This is a genomic window from Microbacterium sp. LRZ72, assembly GCF_033792225.1.
Lineage (GTDB): Bacteria > Actinomycetota > Actinomycetes > Actinomycetales > Microbacteriaceae > Microbacterium.
Map to the genome: position 1 here is coordinate 36291 of NZ_JANGEX010000017.1, position 15574 is coordinate 51864.

Consider the following 15574-nt stretch of genomic DNA (forward strand, 5'->3'; position numbering starts at 1 on the left):
TGGCGACGATGTGCTCGCGTTCGCTCACGAGCTGCTGAGCGCGGAGTACCCGGAGTCCCGCGCACTTCCGGCTGGATTTCGGTGTCGAACCGCGTTCGGCAAGGATGTGGTCGACGACGTCTCGAGAGGCATACCTCGGGTGTCTGTTCTAGCCGGTGGACCGACGCTCCTGCACCAGGTCGTCGACCAGACCGTCGAGGACTGCCTCCTCTTCGACCGCGCGCCCGATCTCGACCATCGCCGCCGCGAGTCCCACATCCCAGGGTGATTCCGACGGACGACCCGCGAGTTCGAGCGACGCTTCTTCTGTGGCCGCAGCGGCGCGATAGTCGGCGGCGCCGAAACGCCATGCGACCCACGGCACGCGCATTCCGAGCGCGGCGGCGATCCGCAGTCCCGGCCAGTCGAAGTCGCCGTGGTAGCGGCATTCTGCGCCGGATGCCGTGAGCTGATCGAGCAGTTCGATCACGGCGAACGAGGGCTGACCCGATGTGCACACCAGCACGGGGTCGACATCTGCAGCCGCACGCGACCAGCGGTCGGCAGCGACCTCGACCACGGTGGGGTTCTCGCACACGTGCACGACGCCCTCGGGTGGCAGCACCCGCGCCCCTCCGGATCGGACCTGTTCGAGAGTCAGGATGACCGGAGCGCGAGCCGTGCGCATCGCCTCCAGCATGCTCGCCGTCGCAGCTCCGGTGCGCTCGCGCGGGACATCGTCCCGTCCGCCGACCCCGAGACACAGGACGGTCGATGCGAGGGCGGAGCGTTCGACGCCGGCGGCCTGCCACACCTCGCGCGATGACGGTCGCGCCGCATCCGTTCCGAATGCCGCCCACACGACAGCCAGCGCGAGACGCCCGAGGGGGCGGTCGGCGTCGAGTGCGTGTGCGTCGCCCACTGCTCGTCGGGCGATCATCGAGAGCGGTTCGCCCTTGGCCGGCAGCAACCGCAGCAGGTCGGCGACCGCCTGCACGAGGCGCTCGCCGGCCTCCGGGCCCGACGAGCCGATCCGCCGCGCCTCCGCTCGCGCGATGCGCGTGAGCCCGCCCGCCGCACACCATGACTCCCACCACGGTGCAAGGCCCGCAAACTGCGGGGTCTCGACGATGAGACGATCGCGCGCAGCCGTCCACGCCGCCCGCTCTCTCTCGCGCTCACCTCGGTGATCGATGACCGGGCCGGTGAGCGCCTGCACCGCATCGGCGAGTCCTGCTGGCCACGGACCCCGACGGAGGATCCGCTCAACCGCGGCGAGATCTACGGAGAGCGTCTGCCCCTGACGCCGGGGCATGCCGACAAGACGCACCGCGGCGGCGCGCTCGGCATCGCTGGGGTCGCGGCGCCGTACGACGCCGCGCATCTGCTCACCACCGGCATCCAGGATGCGTTCACGCACCCGCCCGACCAGCCACGCCGTCTCGGGTCCGCCGAGCAGTCGTTCGATCGCGTCGGCATCCGCGCGTGACGGTCCGGTTTCGTCCGCCGCCGCTGTCATCCGAACAGCATCTCCGGCTCCGGTTCCGGCGGTGGGCCGCCGGCCTGGCCCGACGCGTCGACCTGCGGGGCCCGGGTCTTCTGTCGGCCGTCCCATCGCCAGCGAGTGACCCCGACGGCGTCGATCCCCTCCACACGCGTGAGTTGCGCGATCGACAGTCCCGGCACCTGCGGGTAACATCCCCACTCGCGTTCGCTGGTCATCACGACGTCGAGGTCGAACGTCGCCAGCAGGCCGAGAGACTTGGCACGAGAGTCGTCGTCTACACCGGCGAAGGCCTCATCGAGCAGGATGAGACGCGGCGCGCGTGGGTCGGCGGAGTTGTAGTGGGCCGCCGCGGCGGCGAAGAGCGGCACCGACACGGCCAGCGCCCGCTCACCTCCGGATGCTGGACCGGAGGCCGATCGCCATTGCCCGTTCTGCCACCGCTCGACGACGAAGCCGTGCCATCGCCGGTAGTCCAGCGCCTCGCCCAGATGCTCCTGCCAGCCTCCGGCAGGGTCATCTTCGCGCACCTCGGCGATCCGCGCCTGCAGAAAGTCCTCGATCGCCGTGCGATCGTCGGCGCTCCAGGTCGCATCCGAGCGCACCAGCAGGCCGCGCGCCGCTGCCAGACCCGCGGGGCCATCGGGCCGTTCACGCCAACGCACCCGCAGCCGCATGCCCGTCGAGGTCTTGCGTTCGGCCAGCTCGCGGTTCATCCGGTCGATCTGCTGCTCGGCGGTCAGGATCCGCTCGTGCAGATGACCGGCCACCTCGCCCACGAGGTGCTCCTCCAGGATCTCGCGCTCGCGCGCGCTGAGTAGACGCTCGCGATCTGCCACGTCGTCGCTCAGTCGATCTGCCAGCCGATCGATGTCGATCTCGTCGCCGCGGTACCGGACTCGTTCGACGAGCACGTCCCCGTGCTGCTCGACGACGGCGGTGTGCCCGTGCCGGCTCATCTGTGAGGACAGTTCGGTGCTCGCCGTCGAGACGCGCTGCTGGGATCGCGCCCACGCCTCGTCGCTCTCGTCGATGTCGGCGAGCCGCTGCTCCACAGCGCGCGCGAGCGCGACCGATGCGGAGACGTTCCACCCGTCCTCTTCGTCGATCGCCGGTGTGTCGATCTCGCGCACCGCGACGCGCAGCAGCCCGGTGGCGACGAATCGTCGCAGGTCGCCGATCCGCTCGTCGCGTGCGAGCGAGGCTTCCTCGCGCCTGCTCACCAGGCCGTCGACGCGCTCGGCGGCCGTTCCCTCTTCGGCGCTGGCGGCGAGGCGGTCCTTCGCTAGCTGCTTCAACTCGGCCGCAACGGACGTGCGTGCCGCGGCGACCTCGGTCAGCCGGGCCTGCAACTCGGCCACGCTCTCGCCGACGGTGGCGTGCAACGCGTCGTACGCGGCGCGTAGCCGCGTTGCCGCGCCGCGCAGCTCGCCGTGCTCCTCTTCGCGCCGCTCGCGCACCCGCGACGAATCCGCCGCGCGTTCGTCCGCCCGCATGGATGCGTCCCCCGCGAGAACGCGCGCATGTGCGGAGGCGCGCAGGTGTGTGAGGGCGACTTCGTAGTCGCCGATCGCTTCGCGCAGCCGCTCGAGGTCATCGACCGCGGTGGGTAGCGCAAGGTCGGCCGCCTCTTCAGCGAGCTGCTCCGCCGCCCGGTGTGCGGCGCCGTCGGCATCGTCCCAGGCCCATCGGGCGGCATCCGCCCTCTCGGTGGCGCGTGCCTGCTCGCGTTCCGCCGCCGCCGCATCGCCGTGTGCGACGAACAGCCGACGTTCGAGGCTCGCCGGATACGACGCCCGCTCCTGACGCACCACCTGTGCACGACGGCCCGCTTCGGCGATGCTGTCCCGCACGGCATCGAGTTGGCTCTCGAGCGCACCCGCACGGGCGTGCAGCCGCTCCAGCACCTCGCGCCGGTGAGCGTCCCGGGCGCTCGCGCCCACGAACTCGGCCCGTTCCTTCGTCCATGCCCCGCGGAGGGGACCCGTGCCCCAGCGTCCGTCCCCGTCGATCCAGAGGTGGGCGCCGGATGTCTCGCCCCAGCCGATCCGGCGCAGCACGGCCTGCACGGTGTCGCTTGCCACCACACTGTCGGCCGGCACCGCCGGCACGAGCACCGTAGCCAGCGACGCTTGCGGACTGTCGATCTCGGGGCCCGCGGACTCCAGCACGACATCGTCGTCCACACGCACGGTGCCGTCGGCGGACACCCAGGCATCCAGGAGTCCCGCCGACTGCAGCGCCGCCTCGATGCCGCTGCACTGCGTGTCCGGCACGTCGGCTGCGAAGTCGGTGAGCCGCCAGAACGGTGCACCTCGCCGCTGTTCCCGTGCGTCGTGGGCCCGAGCAGGCGTCGGCTGTGGTTCCGGGTCGCGACCTGCGTCGCGCTCGGCGATCTCCGCACGGACGGCGGCGAGGTCGGCATCGAGCAGCCCGGCCTCCTGCTCGGCCGCGCTGCGTTCATGAGTGATGCGCTCCAATTCCGCATCGGCGGCGGCATCGATCGCCAGGCGCGCGGGTGGCTCGGCGGATTGCGTGCGCGCCCATCCCTCCGACAGATCGGCGAGCTCGTCCAGGTCGCGGCCCGCGTCGACGACGACGACAGCCGCAAGCCACTCGCGCACGCCGTCGCGATACATCGCCACGGCCCTCTCGACGGCGTCTCGCGCCTCGGCGAGTTCTTCCGCCCGAGCTGCCGCGTCGGCCTCGGCGGAGTCGAGCGCCCGGCGCTGATTGTCCGCGGCAGCGACACGATGCGCTGCCGCGTCGGCGAGCGCGCGCACATGCGTCACCTGTGAGCGTCGGCTCGCCAGAGCGGATGCCGCTGCCTCGGCGTCGGCGGTGATCTCCGGGTGCTGTTCGGAGAGTCCTGCCGCCGTCGCCAGGAGCATGGCGGCGCGCTCGTGGCGCTGTTCCGCGGCGACGGCCTCGTCGTGTTGCGTCGCGGCCTCGGTGGCCGAGGCGGCGTCGCGTGTCGCGTGATCGGCGGCACGAGCCGCCTCCGTCCCTGCCGCGGCCGCGCGCTGTTCCGCGGCATCCGCATCGCGCCCCGCTCGATCCAGGTGATCGGCATCCCGCATCTCGGGACTCGATCGCAGGGCCTCTTCCTGTCCGCCGAGCATGCTCTCACGCTCGTCCGCCGCGTCGGCGTCACGCTCGAGCGCCGCCACCCGCTCCCGTGCCGCGGTCAACCGGTCGCGAGCCTCGCCCAGGCTGCGTCCCGCATGCTCGTACGCCGAGTTCGCCAGGCGGACCTCGGTGGTGTGCCGTCGCGAGGCGATGCGTGAATACGCGCGATAGTGGCGCAGAAAGTCCTCGGCGGCCGAGAGGGTGTCCTTCGCATCGGCGATGCCGATGCGCTCCTCCTCGAGAGAGCGGAACGACTCGGCGACATCGGCCACGACGGCCTGATCGAGCGGCGCGAGTGCCTCGGTGAGCGCGGCCGACAGTGCCTTCTCGTCGGGCTTCTTCGACAGCTGCGGCTGGCGCAGCTGGATGAGCAGGTCGACCAGTGCGCCGTACCGCTCGTCCCCCAGCCGGAACAGAGCCTCGTCGACGGCTCGGCGGTACGAGTCCTGGGTGGAGAAGACATGTCCCGCACTCGAGGAGGCCAGTTCGTCGCGCAGTCGTTCCTGGCTGATCACCGTGCGGCTGTCGTCGACGAGGCGCAGATCGCCGATGCGGCGCTCGCTGACGAAGTACCACGTCTTGACGATGCCGCGACCGGACGCGGCCTTCATCCCGATGCCGATCGTGGTGAACGTCTCGCTTCCATCGGGCTCGATGCGCCCGAACTCGGCCCACGAGTAGCCGGTGCGTTCTGAATGGCGATGTGCGCCGCCGAGCAGCAGGTTCCATTCCATGCGCTTGTGCGGATCGGCATCGGGCTCGACGCGTCGTGAGGCGATGGACCCGTCGAGGAGGAAGGGAAGCGTCAGCGCAAGCACCTTCGACTTGCCGGTTCCGTTGTTCCCTCTCAGCAGCAGACGCCCGTCGTGGAACCAGAACTGCTCGTCGTCGTAATAGAAGAGGTCGACCAGGCCCACGCGCAGCGGCTGCCAGCGTTCACTCGTCGGACGCGGCAACGCGTCGGCAGTCATCGAGTCTTCCTCTCGGTGATCGTGGGTTCGAGCACGGCGAATCGCGCCAACGCGGGCAGAGGATGCACGATGTCATCCTCTCCGGTCTGTTCGATCCGTGCGAGGCCGAGCGCAACGAGCCGGTCGACGGCGTCGGTCACGAGGGCGTTCTCTGCTCCCGCCTCGCGAGTGGTCTTGCGCCAGAATGCCGCGTTCTCGTGCGCGAGCCGTTTCGTCATCGCACGCAGGTCATCCACAGAAGTGGGACCGCGCTCGGCGAGATGCCCCGCGAGCAGCAGCGTGACATGACCGTCGGTGCCCTGCTCCGGCATCCGCAGATCGGTGAGCTGGTCCTCGGGGTCGACCAGCGCGACGCCCTCGGCTCGCAGCTCCGGTGTCAGCCCCGTGGCCACGGCGAGGCGACGTGTCAACGCGACGCGCTGGCTGACGAGGTAGGCGCGCTCGTCGTCGGGCAGCTCCTCGTAGTAGACGACGGGGTCGCACAGCAGCCGTCGCGTCACGGCGTGCCGTACCCGTCGGGTCGTCTCCTCGTCGGTGTAGGCCGGCGGCGGGGCATGCAAAGCGTCTTCGATCTGATCGATCGGGGCATCCACCCCGAGTTTCATCGCGACCAGCCCCGGCGCGTGCAGGGGGGCGAGCATGGTCGACAGCACGCGCCGGTCGACGTCATACAGCGCATCGCCGTTCGCCGAGACATACGACTCCTCGTCGCCGGCCACGCGCACCAGCACACCCCTGCCGAGCAGCAGTCTGATCGCCGCAACGAGGTCGGACCGCTGCTCGCGACCGGTCAGAGTGAACTCGATGTCGGCGAGTCCGGGCTGCCGCGCGGCCAGCACGATCTCCTCCGCGAGACGTCCGAGCGCGATCTGCAGGTCGGATCGCTCCAGCACCGACAGTGCCAGGCAGAGCAGGACGTACCGGCGCCGGGTGAACGGCGGGTCGCCGCGGCGGGCGCGGGCGGGGTGACGCTGCGCGATCGCCTCGGCGGTGGCGCCGCGCGGGACGTAGGAGTTCGCGAGTCTCACGGTCTGCGACTCGACGATGACACGCCACCCTGTCTCACGCTCGAGCCAGGTGCGCAGCACGTCGGCGTGCCGTCTGGCGAGCCGGAACAGTTCGCCGTCGGCGTCCGCGCGCAGCACCGGATGCATCAGGAGCGCACGCAGGACGCGGACGCGATCGCCGACATCACGCGCTTCGAGCGTTCCAGAGATTCCGGATGCCGCATCGAGAGGACTCATCGGGCGCCACCGCCGGAAGTCGGCGCGATGTCGACGATATGGTCGGGTCCGGTAAGCACGCCGTCGACCGTCACCAGAGCCATCGGCGGAGCGTCGTCGATTCGACGGAGGGTGACACGCAGCTCGCCGTCCGAGGTATGGACGGTCGATGTCGAGGCTCGCGGTCCCATCGACGCCAGCGCATCGCCGAGCAGACCCAGAAAGAGCCGGAACGCCTCGGGGTCGAGCTCGCCGAACGCGGAGAGCGACCGAGGTCCGTCGGTGAGGATGCGTCGACGGGCCGCCCCGGTCTGCGCGGCCTCGGCTTCGGCCTCGGCGGCCAGCATCGCCTTGGCGGCGGTACGGTCGGTCACCTGCGCGGGCTTGCCGCGGCGCTCGTAGGTGCCCGTCCGGCGCAGCTGCGGGCTGAGCTTCAGTGGCGGCGCGTCGCGCCACGGCGTCGAACTGCCCAGGCTGACCGAGTCCCACGCCTCCTCGGTCTCAGCGGTGACGCTGAGATGGCGCACCGGGGCCAGCCCGAATGCGGAGCGCCAGAGCCGGTGGCGGTCGCCGTCGCTCGGGAGTCGGGCGAACCACGAGGCCAGCGCCAGAAAGTCCTGGGTGCGGTCGGTGCGGCCCCCGGCGTTGTCGTGCAGCGCGCGCACGACCGCCAGCAGCGCGGGGACGGCGGCGCGAGCCCGTGCCCGCAGCAGCTTCGCTTCGCTTTCACGCTGCGGGGCGGTGATGAACCATCCCTCCAGCCCCGTCCACTGCGCCACCCACCGGTCGCGGGTCACGTCGAACGCGTGCTCCTTCTCTCCGGGGGCGGCGTCGGCGGCTTCTCGCTCGGCGGCGATCTCGGCGAGGGCGACCACACCGTCGTCGGGGATCTCGAGGAGCATCGCCGCGATGGTCGCGCCGCGCGTGAGCAGATCCCGGATGAAGCGCTCCAGATACTCGATCAGCTGCTCCTTGTAGGCCAGGAAGGCCTCGACATCCGCGTCGTGCAGATCGATCGTCCGCTGCACAGACCCCATGAAGGCGACGGCATTCTCGGCGAGCTCCGAGAAGCGATCGTGCAGTGTGCGCAGCGCCTGGTGGGTCGCCGCCGTGTCGATCGGATGGCCGTCCGCGCGCTGAACGATCGTATTGCGCAGCTGTGTCAAGAGAACCACGATGTCCTCGAGCGCGACCGATTGCAGGGCGCCGCGTGTACCGAGCGCAGCGTCGTACTGCGCCAGGGCACGCTCGGCGGCTTCGCCCTCGCGCGAGAGCTGATACAGCATCCGACGTCGGTAGAAGTCCTCCAACGCGGTGACCCGTGAGGAGTCGGCGAAGGCGAGGAGGTTGCCCCACGAAGGCTGAGCGAGCCGCTCCAGAGCCTCGGCGACCGCCGTCTCAGAGACCGCCGCCTCCGAGACCGTGCCGCCTCCGTCGGACTGGAGGGCGACATATACGGCATCCGACCGCATGTGCACCGTGAAGCGCTCCTTCTCGCTCATCAGCACGCGCATCACGCGGCGATACAGCGACGCGTTGGGGGCGCTGAGGTAGGCGAACGGACCATAGCGTCCAGCCGTGTCCTGCTCAACGTCCTCGTCGCCCACGGTGTCGTCGTCGGTCATAGGTCCCCATCATTCCATCGCCGTCCGACGTTGCAGCGGTACCGTATCCGTGATGGACGACCAAGAAGTGCAACGCCGGTTCGCCGAGATCGCCGAGGGAATGTCGTTCGCCGACCTGCAGGGCGCGATGGAGCAGATCGCCCGGGCCCGCATGGCGGAGTACCTCGACCACCCACGCCCCGAGCTCCGGCATCCGCCCCGCTCCGACACCGTCGTGTTCCGGGTGCGGGCCGACGTGGTGGGGGAGAAGCCGCCGGTGTGGCGGCGCCTCGACCTGCGCTCGTCGATGACGCTCGACGCGCTGCACGACGTGCTGCAGGCCGCGTTCGGGTGGACCGACTCCCACCTGCACCGCTTCTCCGTCGGCGGGGACGGCTGGGACCACGAGGCGCAGCTGTTCCTCTGTCCCTACGACGTCGACGAGGGCGAGGATGACGGGGTGCCCGAGGGTGAGGTGCGGCTCGACGAGGTCGTCGCCGGCGCCGGAGACACGCTGCACTACCTCTACGACTACGGCGACGACTGGCAGATCATCCTGCGGGTCGAAGAGGTGCGCACCGGCGACCGCCACGTGCCCCTCGCGGTGTGTGTCGACGGACGCCGCGCGGCCCCGCCCGAAGACAGCCGCGGCCTGGAGGGCGCCGCGCTGTTCGAGGTGCAGGGCGACCCCGCCCGGTTCGATCCGGATGAGGTCAACGAACAGCTGAGCGACCTGCGGTTCGGGTTGCGCGAGGCCGGCGTGCCGGCATTCGTCATCTCGCTCATCGATCGACTGCGGTATCTGCCCGGATCAGAGCACGTCGAAGCCGCTGCGCGAGCTCTTCTCGATGAGCCGCCCGCGCTCGATACGGCGGAGCGGGATGCCGCGCTGCGGGCCTGGACCTGGTTCCTCGAGCGCGCCGGAGAGGAGGGCATCCCACTCACCTCGGCCGGATACCTCACGCCGGCCGACGTCGTCGAGGCGAGTGCGATCGTGCCGTCCATGGGCCCGTGGATCGGCGCGCGCAACCGAGAGGTGCAGAGCGGGCCGCTGTTGCACTTTCGCGAGGCGCTCATTCACCACGGCTTCTTGCGCAAGTACAAGGGGCGGCTGCTGCTGACCCGTGCCGGCCGGGCGGGCCGAGACGACCCCGCGCGCATCTGGGATGATCTCATCGCGCATTGGCGCGGGGTGGTCGACGGCACGCACGCGGTGGGCGGGCGCTCGGGATCGATGAACGCGGAGTACTCCCAGGCTGCCGCCGTCGGCCTCCTGCTCATGGTCGTGGCGGGCGGGCGCTTCACGACCCGGGTTCTGGATGCTGCGCCGCAAGGCGAACATGCCGAAGGAGAACCCTCGCCGACCCTCGACACCGTCGCAACGTGGTTGACCGCGCTCGGCTGGCGCCGCGGTGACGGAGAAGTACGGGGTCACGACCTCTATGAGGAGACTCTGCGGGTCGTGCTCGAGAACCTCTGGGACGGACCGCGCGACCGCGCAGACCGCGGCGATATGAGCGCGGCCGCACGGCTGTTCGCCCGCGAGGTTCTGCGCCGCGCGTGAGCCAGAGATCGGTTGTGCGTTTCGTCTCGCACAGGGAAGCCATGACGCCCCGTGTCACGCATCACCGATCGTCGTAGACATCGCGGCAGTGTGCGACGCGGAAGACGGTCACGAGCACCGCACTGTCGACGACCTCATAGAGCACTCGGTCGTCTCCGATCCGAACTCGCCACGCGTTGTCGTAATCGACGAGTTGTCGGATGCCGGGGGGACGGGGATCTGACTCGAGGGCTGCGATGCCTGCGAGCACGCGTCGCCGGATCTGTGGATCGAGCTTTCGGATCTCCTTCGCCGCGGAGGCAGTGAACTCGACGCGGTACCGGCTCACGTCAGTTCGGCGCGCAACTCATCGAGGGTCACACGGTCACCGTCGTCGTCGGCCTTCGCGGCGCGGAACTCGGCCAGATCGCGTGCCGCCTCGAACTCCTCGAGCAGTTCCAGGTCGTCGACGCTGATGACGACTGCGGTGAGCTTGCCGTGACGGGTCACTCCGACGCGTTCGTGACCATAGGCGACTCCGCCCAGAACGTCGGCCAGGCCTTCTCGAAGCTCACGCGCCGGGATACTGCGGGCGATTGTGTTCATACTTCCACTTTAGCCAGCTATTCACAGAGTGGGATGAACGTAATATGTGTACACAAAAATAGTGCGGTCATGCCCAGCCGTGCCCGGCAACGTCACGCGTCAGCGCCGGCAGCCCGGCCCTCGATGAGGTTGCGCACGGATCGGCGGATCCGATCGTGCAGATTCGTCGCTGCGCCCTCGAGCGGTGTTTCCCGCCCAACGAGTGCGTCGATCTCTTCGAGCGTCGCGTCGACGACGCGTTGCGCTCTGCGAAGGCCCCACGCGGATGTCTCGGCGACGAGGTCGGCCGATGTCACCCGGGTGTGCGCGTACTCGCCGTTGACGGCGAGGGCGAGCCGCCCATCCACATCACTCCGATGCGCCATCGGGACCACGTCGTACGCGGGTGCCAGGGCCAGGTCGCCGTCCCGCGGGTGCAGGAGCGCGAGGTTCTTGGTGTGCAAGTCGAGATTGCCGACGGCCACGGTGAGCACCAGCATGCGCGCGAGCGTGCGAAGCTCCTCCGAGTGCGCGTGCCGGGTGAGCACATCCGCCACCCGAGCGAGGCTGACGACGCCGCCGATCTCCTGGTACTTCTGGTTGCCTCCGGCGCCGAGCGCCTGATTGAAGTCCTCCTGGTGGATCCTCGTGCCGCTCGCGCGGTCGAACCGTTCGATCACGAGTGTCGGCAGACCGTCGAACGAGCGCACCGTCGTGTCGAACGACGCCAGCCCGAGGCCCCGAGCCAACCGGGCCCCGTACTCCTCGTCGAAGATCACCGTCGGCAACGAGGCCAACTGGGGCTTGAGGATGTGCGTCGAGGGGAAGCCTCCGACCGCACGCGCCCATCCGTCTTCGATCCGTGCGAGCACGATCTTCGGTTGGACGCCGCCGAGCGACGACTTGCCCCCGGCGGTCTCATTGCCCAGCGGAGCGCCGAGCGGGTCCTCCAGCAGAACTCGTATCTCGCGCGCATCGACGGGGGTCGTTCGAGCGGTGGGCGGCTCGGTCGGATCGTCGACATCCCAGATCTGCAGGGCGCCGGCGACGTCACGCCCGTACGCAGCGAGGAACGCCGGCACGTCTCCGCGCCGCAAAGCCCGGCGGGCCAGCATATGGTCGAGCTGGTCTCCCTCGGGAAGAAGCTCCGCGAACCAGTTGCGGCGGCGGCCGGCGTGATGGCGTGGCAGGCGAGGTGAGAGGGGGAGCGCGACGGAGAGAACCCGGCTGTTCAGACCGAAGTGCGTCATCGCTTCACCAGAGATGTCGATGTCGAACGTGCGGGCATCGCCGGACAGGTGGCCGATCACCTCGCCGTACAGCTCGACAGCGATTTTCATCGCTCGTCGACGGGCAGTTCGGCCGTCAGTTCGACGCCGGTCGCTCGCAGCAGGTCGAAGACCTTGCGCATGTAGATCGTCGGCTTTCCCGATTCGATCTCGCTCACCGCGCGCTGAGACAACCCCAGCTGATCGGCCAGGGTGGTCTGCGAGAGCCCCCGCGCGAGCCGTGCCTGCTGGATGACCAGTCCGATGTCACTCGGAGAGTGGATGCGGGTGCGCGCAGTCGACATGGTCGCTTCCTATGCTGATTTCCGGATGGGCATCTTCTATTACATTTTCCAGATAGCAACCGAATATGTCAATATCCGGATAGCTGGAGTGAACACGGGCGGTCGCGTACGGGGCTGCCTGTGGCACGTGGGCTGACGGACGCTGCCGGAGGGCCACCGCTTCCCGGCGGCTCGCGCCATCCGCCCCATCGTTGTGGGAGCGACGCCAGGTATGCTTTCGTCATACCACCGAGACGGGGGAGGGAAGATGGCTGTACGCAAAGTCGCCATCACGCTGCCGGAGGAGCTCTTCGAGATCGTCGAGCGAGCCAGAGCTGTGGAGCACCGCACGCGTTCGGAGATGATCCAGGAGGCGCTGCGGACTCATTTCGGCGAGGCCGTGTACGTGCCCACTGACGAAGAGCGGCGTCAGCTTGTCGCCGCGCTCGACGAGCAGACGCAGGGCACCACCCGCGACTGGGGGCAGGTCCGCGCACAGCTGCACGCCGAGCAGTGACGCTCCGCCTCACGCAGCTCGCGGTCCGCGATCTGACCGACGCCCGCGACCACTACCGCGCGATCGACGAGCACCTCGAGCGACGCTTCCTCGACCAACTCGATCGCGTCATGGATCGGCTCGTCACGTTCCCGAACGGCGCTCCCCCGGTTGACGGGTTCGCGGGCGTGAGACGGGCGCGGTTGCATCAGTTCCCTTACGCCGTCTTCTATCGCCTCGACGAGAACGACATCCTGGTCCTTCGCGTGCTGCACACCCGACGTGATGCGGTGGACCTCGGCTGAGGCGTCCTTGAGGGCGTCGATCAGCACCGTCGATGACAGCCGAGACGAATCAGCGCGGCGGATGCTGATGGCTACGGTCCCCGCACGATGGAGCACATGCGGGAGGCGCTCAGAACGGCGCCGGCTCAGAACGACGCCACTCAGAACGGCGCGGGTTCGTCGGGTTCGGTGAAGCGCACCATCGAGGGTGGTGTGTCGATATAGACCAGCCCGCCCGGCGACGTCCACTCGAGAACCCCGTGGTCGAGTTGTTTCACTTTCCACGCGGTTTCGCCCTTCACGGTGTGATGTCGTCGACAGAGCGCCGCCAGATTCCGCACTTCGGTCTTGCCGCCCAACGCGTAGTCGAGGGTGTGGTCGAAGTCGCACCGGTGGACGGGTTGTCGGCAGCCGGGGAACCGGCAGTGCTGGTCCCGCACCCGCAGGTGTCGTTTCATGTCCGCCGAGGGCGTGTATCGGTCGACGGCGAGGATCCCGCCGCTGATCGGGTCGGTCAGCACCCGCTCCCATCCGGGGGCGCGTGCGGCGAGTTCGCGGGCGGTGTCGATGTCGACCGGTGCCCGCCCGACCAGTTCCGCGGGTTCGTCGGTGACGCCGGCCAGCGCTGTGGCCGCGACGGTGACGTTGACCACGGCGGTGATGGATCCGAGCCCGCCGTACCCGTCGGCGAGTCCTTCCCCGGTGTCGATGTTCGGGGTGGAGGTGAGGAGGGTGTCGGCGGCGATGTCCGCGCGGATCTGGTCGAGCGTCCGCGGATCGTCTGGGTCGGCGTTCTTGATCGCTTTCGCCTGTTCGGTGAGGCGGTCTTGGATGCCGCGGATGAGGGTGATCGGTTGGACGATCAGGATCCCGCCCATCCCGTCTTCCAGGTCCTGCACCGACGTGCCCCGCTTCGCCCGCGCCTCCTGGTGCCGCTCCGTCAACGACCGCGGCTGCAGCTCCTCCGACAACCGCCCGAGCGCAGCCCGCAGCCGCCCCGGTGTCGTCTCCGCCGCCCGCTCCAGCGCCTCCCGTTCGAACATGGCCCGCGCGGCGCCGTCCTGGATGGGCATGCCGTGTTCGACGATCGCGGTCACGTGCCCCCGCGCGATCGCGCCTTGCTCCCACGCGTCCAAGGTCGCGGGGAAGTGCCGGGCGATCACGGCTGCCTCGTCCATCCGCCGTTGCACGGTCCGGTCCGGCTCCCGCGCCGCCGCGCCCAGCTCTGCCGCGAGCGCGCGCACCGGCAACTCCGCCTCGCGCGACGCCGCCGCAGGCAGCGCCGCAACCCGCTGCTCCGCGAGCGTCTCAGCCTCCGCCAGCACCCGCGTGACTGCTGCCTGCGCCGCAGCCTCGGCTCGCCGCGCGGCCGCGTACCGCTCCGCAAGGTCCCGCGCGGCGAGGTCCGTCTCCTCCTCGAGGCCCACCGCTTCTTTCGTATTCATGTTCGAAACTCTACGGGTGGCCTCGGACATTGAACCCCGGAAAGACGGCGTTCTCTGGCGACCCGCAAGAATTCTTCATGAAACTTTTCTCATCTACCGCCACGAGCCGGCTCCCCGACCTGCCGCTGCCCTCGATGCCCGCCGAACCCCCTCCACCAGTGGCAAGGGATCGCCCCGAGATCCCGCGGCAGCCCTAGGTAGCCTTCCACCAGGATCGTTCATACGAGCGCGAAGGAGCTGGCCCGCCCGACTCGCTACAGACCGAATGGCCGAACGAAGCGGGTCCGGTTACTCGGTCGTTGGCTCACGCAGTCGTGGATGCGCCGAGGACTGCACCTTGGGTCTCGTTCAAGACCCTGTTTCCGTCAGGCGAAAGCGACGTCGCGCGCGTGTCTCGCTGTCGCGCCGGGCTCATCGGCACGTAGTACCGCTGGCACCTTCACTCCATGCGCCTGGATGCTGACGTAGTCGAGGAATGCTCCGACCGAAACGGTCCCGGCGGGGGCCTCGACGCTCAGGTCGTCGGCCTCGTTCTCGAAGAGCGCACTCTCCGACCGGATGACGCTGACCTGACGCACGTGGGTGCCTCTTGCGAATACGTTCGCGTAGCCTCCGACGTTCTCGATTCGGCGGATGAGCGTAGCGAGGTGTTCGTCGTCGAGCGCGACGATCACCGGTCTGCGGCCGGCCGCATCGACGACGTCGAGATCGATGTCTCCATTGGCGAGGTTCATCATGACCTCAAGGCGGAAATCCTCGACCGGGCGGGGTGCGACGTGGTCAGTCATGGCTTCCTCTCTCGTCTCGAAGTGTACGGGCGAAATCAATGATCTGGGCGCACGCAAGGCGAAACATCGTCTGCACGTCGGCGACGGTGTCGATACGCCCAATATGGGTGGGTGCGTCGTCCATCTTGTCTCCGATCAGTGCGTGGGCGTGCGCATGGCCATGGCAAATGTCGACTCGCGCCAGTTGCTTGTACTCCCATGCACTCCCATTCAACGTGAGCCCTTCAGCGACCAGGTGAAAGTCGACCATCTGCTTGCCGTTGCTCCACACGCGCACGTCGGCGCGAACCACATCTTCGTCATCGAGGGGCATGTAGTAGCTCCGTTCGATGCACTCGTCTCGCTGCGGCGGCCGGTACTCGCCATACGTCTGTTGCTCGGTGAGTGCTTTCTCGGCTCTTCGTAATTGACGGTGTAGTCGGGGTGCGCGTGGCGTTGGCGGGGTGGGCGTCGGGGTCTTCCAGGATGGAA

The 15574-nt window shown here is 69.1% G+C and carries 14 protein-coding genes; 3 read left to right on the forward strand and 11 right to left on the reverse strand.

Features of this window, described 5'->3' with window-relative positions; translation table 11 throughout:
- Window positions 1-148 precede the first annotated feature (148 nt).
- From M4I32_RS13830 to M4I32_RS13845, 4 genes are read right to left on the reverse strand one after another with little or no spacing between them, the layout of a single operon-like run.
- On the reverse strand, window positions 149-1498 hold the full coding sequence (locus M4I32_RS13830) for a TIGR02679 family protein (protein WP_319035067.1): 1350 nt from the start codon (window positions 1496-1498) through the stop codon (window positions 149-151).
- A complete protein-coding gene (locus M4I32_RS13835) occupies window positions 1495-5583 on the reverse strand; it encodes a TIGR02680 family protein (protein WP_319035068.1) in 4089 nt (1362 codons plus the stop codon). Before M4I32_RS13835 ends, M4I32_RS13830 begins: the two co-directional genes overlap by 4 nt.
- On the reverse strand, window positions 5580-6827 hold the full coding sequence (locus M4I32_RS13840) for a TIGR02678 family protein (protein WP_319035069.1): 1248 nt from the start codon (window positions 6825-6827) through the stop codon (window positions 5580-5582). The genes M4I32_RS13835 and M4I32_RS13840 overlap by 4 nt, the downstream gene beginning before the upstream one ends.
- Window positions 6824-8431 carry a TIGR02677 family protein gene (locus M4I32_RS13845; RefSeq protein ID WP_319035070.1) on the reverse strand — a complete coding sequence of 536 codons (1608 nt, stop codon included), beginning with the start codon at window positions 8429-8431 and terminating at the stop codon, window positions 6824-6826. The genes M4I32_RS13840 and M4I32_RS13845 overlap by 4 nt, the downstream gene beginning before the upstream one ends.
- A 52-nt stretch (window positions 8432-8483) precedes the next feature.
- Between M4I32_RS13845 and M4I32_RS13850 the strand changes: the two genes are divergently transcribed.
- Window positions 8484-9974 carry a plasmid pRiA4b ORF-3 family protein gene (locus M4I32_RS13850; RefSeq protein ID WP_319035071.1) on the forward strand — a complete coding sequence of 497 codons (1491 nt, stop codon included), beginning with the start codon at window positions 8484-8486 and terminating at the stop codon, window positions 9972-9974.
- Between the two features lie 61 nt (window positions 9975-10035).
- Here M4I32_RS13850 and M4I32_RS13855 read toward each other — a convergent pair whose 3' ends face one another.
- The 4 genes from M4I32_RS13855 to M4I32_RS13870 form a co-directional block, all read right to left on the reverse strand.
- Window positions 10036-10302 (reverse strand): type II toxin-antitoxin system RelE/ParE family toxin, encoded by a 267-nt coding sequence (locus tag M4I32_RS13855; RefSeq protein ID WP_319035072.1) that lies wholly within the window; start codon window positions 10300-10302, stop codon window positions 10036-10038.
- Window positions 10299-10559 carry a type II toxin-antitoxin system Phd/YefM family antitoxin gene (locus M4I32_RS13860; protein WP_319035073.1) on the reverse strand — a complete coding sequence of 87 codons (261 nt, stop codon included), beginning with the start codon at window positions 10557-10559 and terminating at the stop codon, window positions 10299-10301. Before M4I32_RS13860 ends, M4I32_RS13855 begins: the two co-directional genes overlap by 4 nt.
- A 92-nt stretch (window positions 10560-10651) precedes the next feature.
- A complete protein-coding gene (locus M4I32_RS13865) occupies window positions 10652-11878 on the reverse strand; it encodes a type II toxin-antitoxin system HipA family toxin (RefSeq protein ID WP_319035074.1) in 1227 nt (408 codons plus the stop codon).
- The gene (locus M4I32_RS13870; RefSeq protein WP_319035075.1) at window positions 11875-12111 is read right to left on the reverse strand and encodes a helix-turn-helix domain-containing protein; all 237 of its coding nucleotides are present in this window, start codon (window positions 12109-12111) and stop codon (window positions 11875-11877) included. Before M4I32_RS13870 ends, M4I32_RS13865 begins: the two co-directional genes overlap by 4 nt.
- Before the next feature lie 247 nt (window positions 12112-12358).
- Here M4I32_RS13870 and M4I32_RS13875 point away from each other — a divergent pair, with 247 nt between their 5' ends.
- Entirely contained in the window at window positions 12359-12607 is a 249-nt protein-coding gene (locus M4I32_RS13875) for a ribbon-helix-helix protein, CopG family (protein ID WP_319035076.1), read from the forward strand.
- Window positions 12604-12891: a type II toxin-antitoxin system RelE/ParE family toxin gene (locus M4I32_RS13880; RefSeq protein WP_319035077.1), complete on the forward strand. Its 288-nt coding sequence runs from the start codon at window positions 12604-12606 to the stop codon at window positions 12889-12891. Before M4I32_RS13875 ends, M4I32_RS13880 begins: the two co-directional genes overlap by 4 nt.
- 140 nt (window positions 12892-13031) lie before the next feature.
- On the opposite strand, the gene M4I32_RS13885 is transcribed toward M4I32_RS13880, so the two are convergent.
- From M4I32_RS13885 to M4I32_RS13895, 3 genes are all read right to left on the reverse strand, one after another.
- A complete protein-coding gene (locus tag M4I32_RS13885; RefSeq protein WP_319035078.1) occupies window positions 13032-14315 on the reverse strand; it encodes an HNH endonuclease signature motif containing protein in 1284 nt (427 codons plus the stop codon).
- Window positions 14316-14680: 365 nt separating this feature from the next.
- Window positions 14681-15103 carry a hypothetical protein gene (locus M4I32_RS13890; RefSeq protein ID WP_319035079.1) on the reverse strand — a complete coding sequence of 141 codons (423 nt, stop codon included), beginning with the start codon at window positions 15101-15103 and terminating at the stop codon, window positions 14681-14683.
- Window positions 15096-15574, reverse strand: a 479-nt coding sequence (locus tag M4I32_RS13895; RefSeq protein WP_319035080.1) for a hypothetical protein, incomplete at its 5' end; no start/stop codon positions are given. The genes M4I32_RS13890 and M4I32_RS13895, both read right to left, overlap by 8 nt.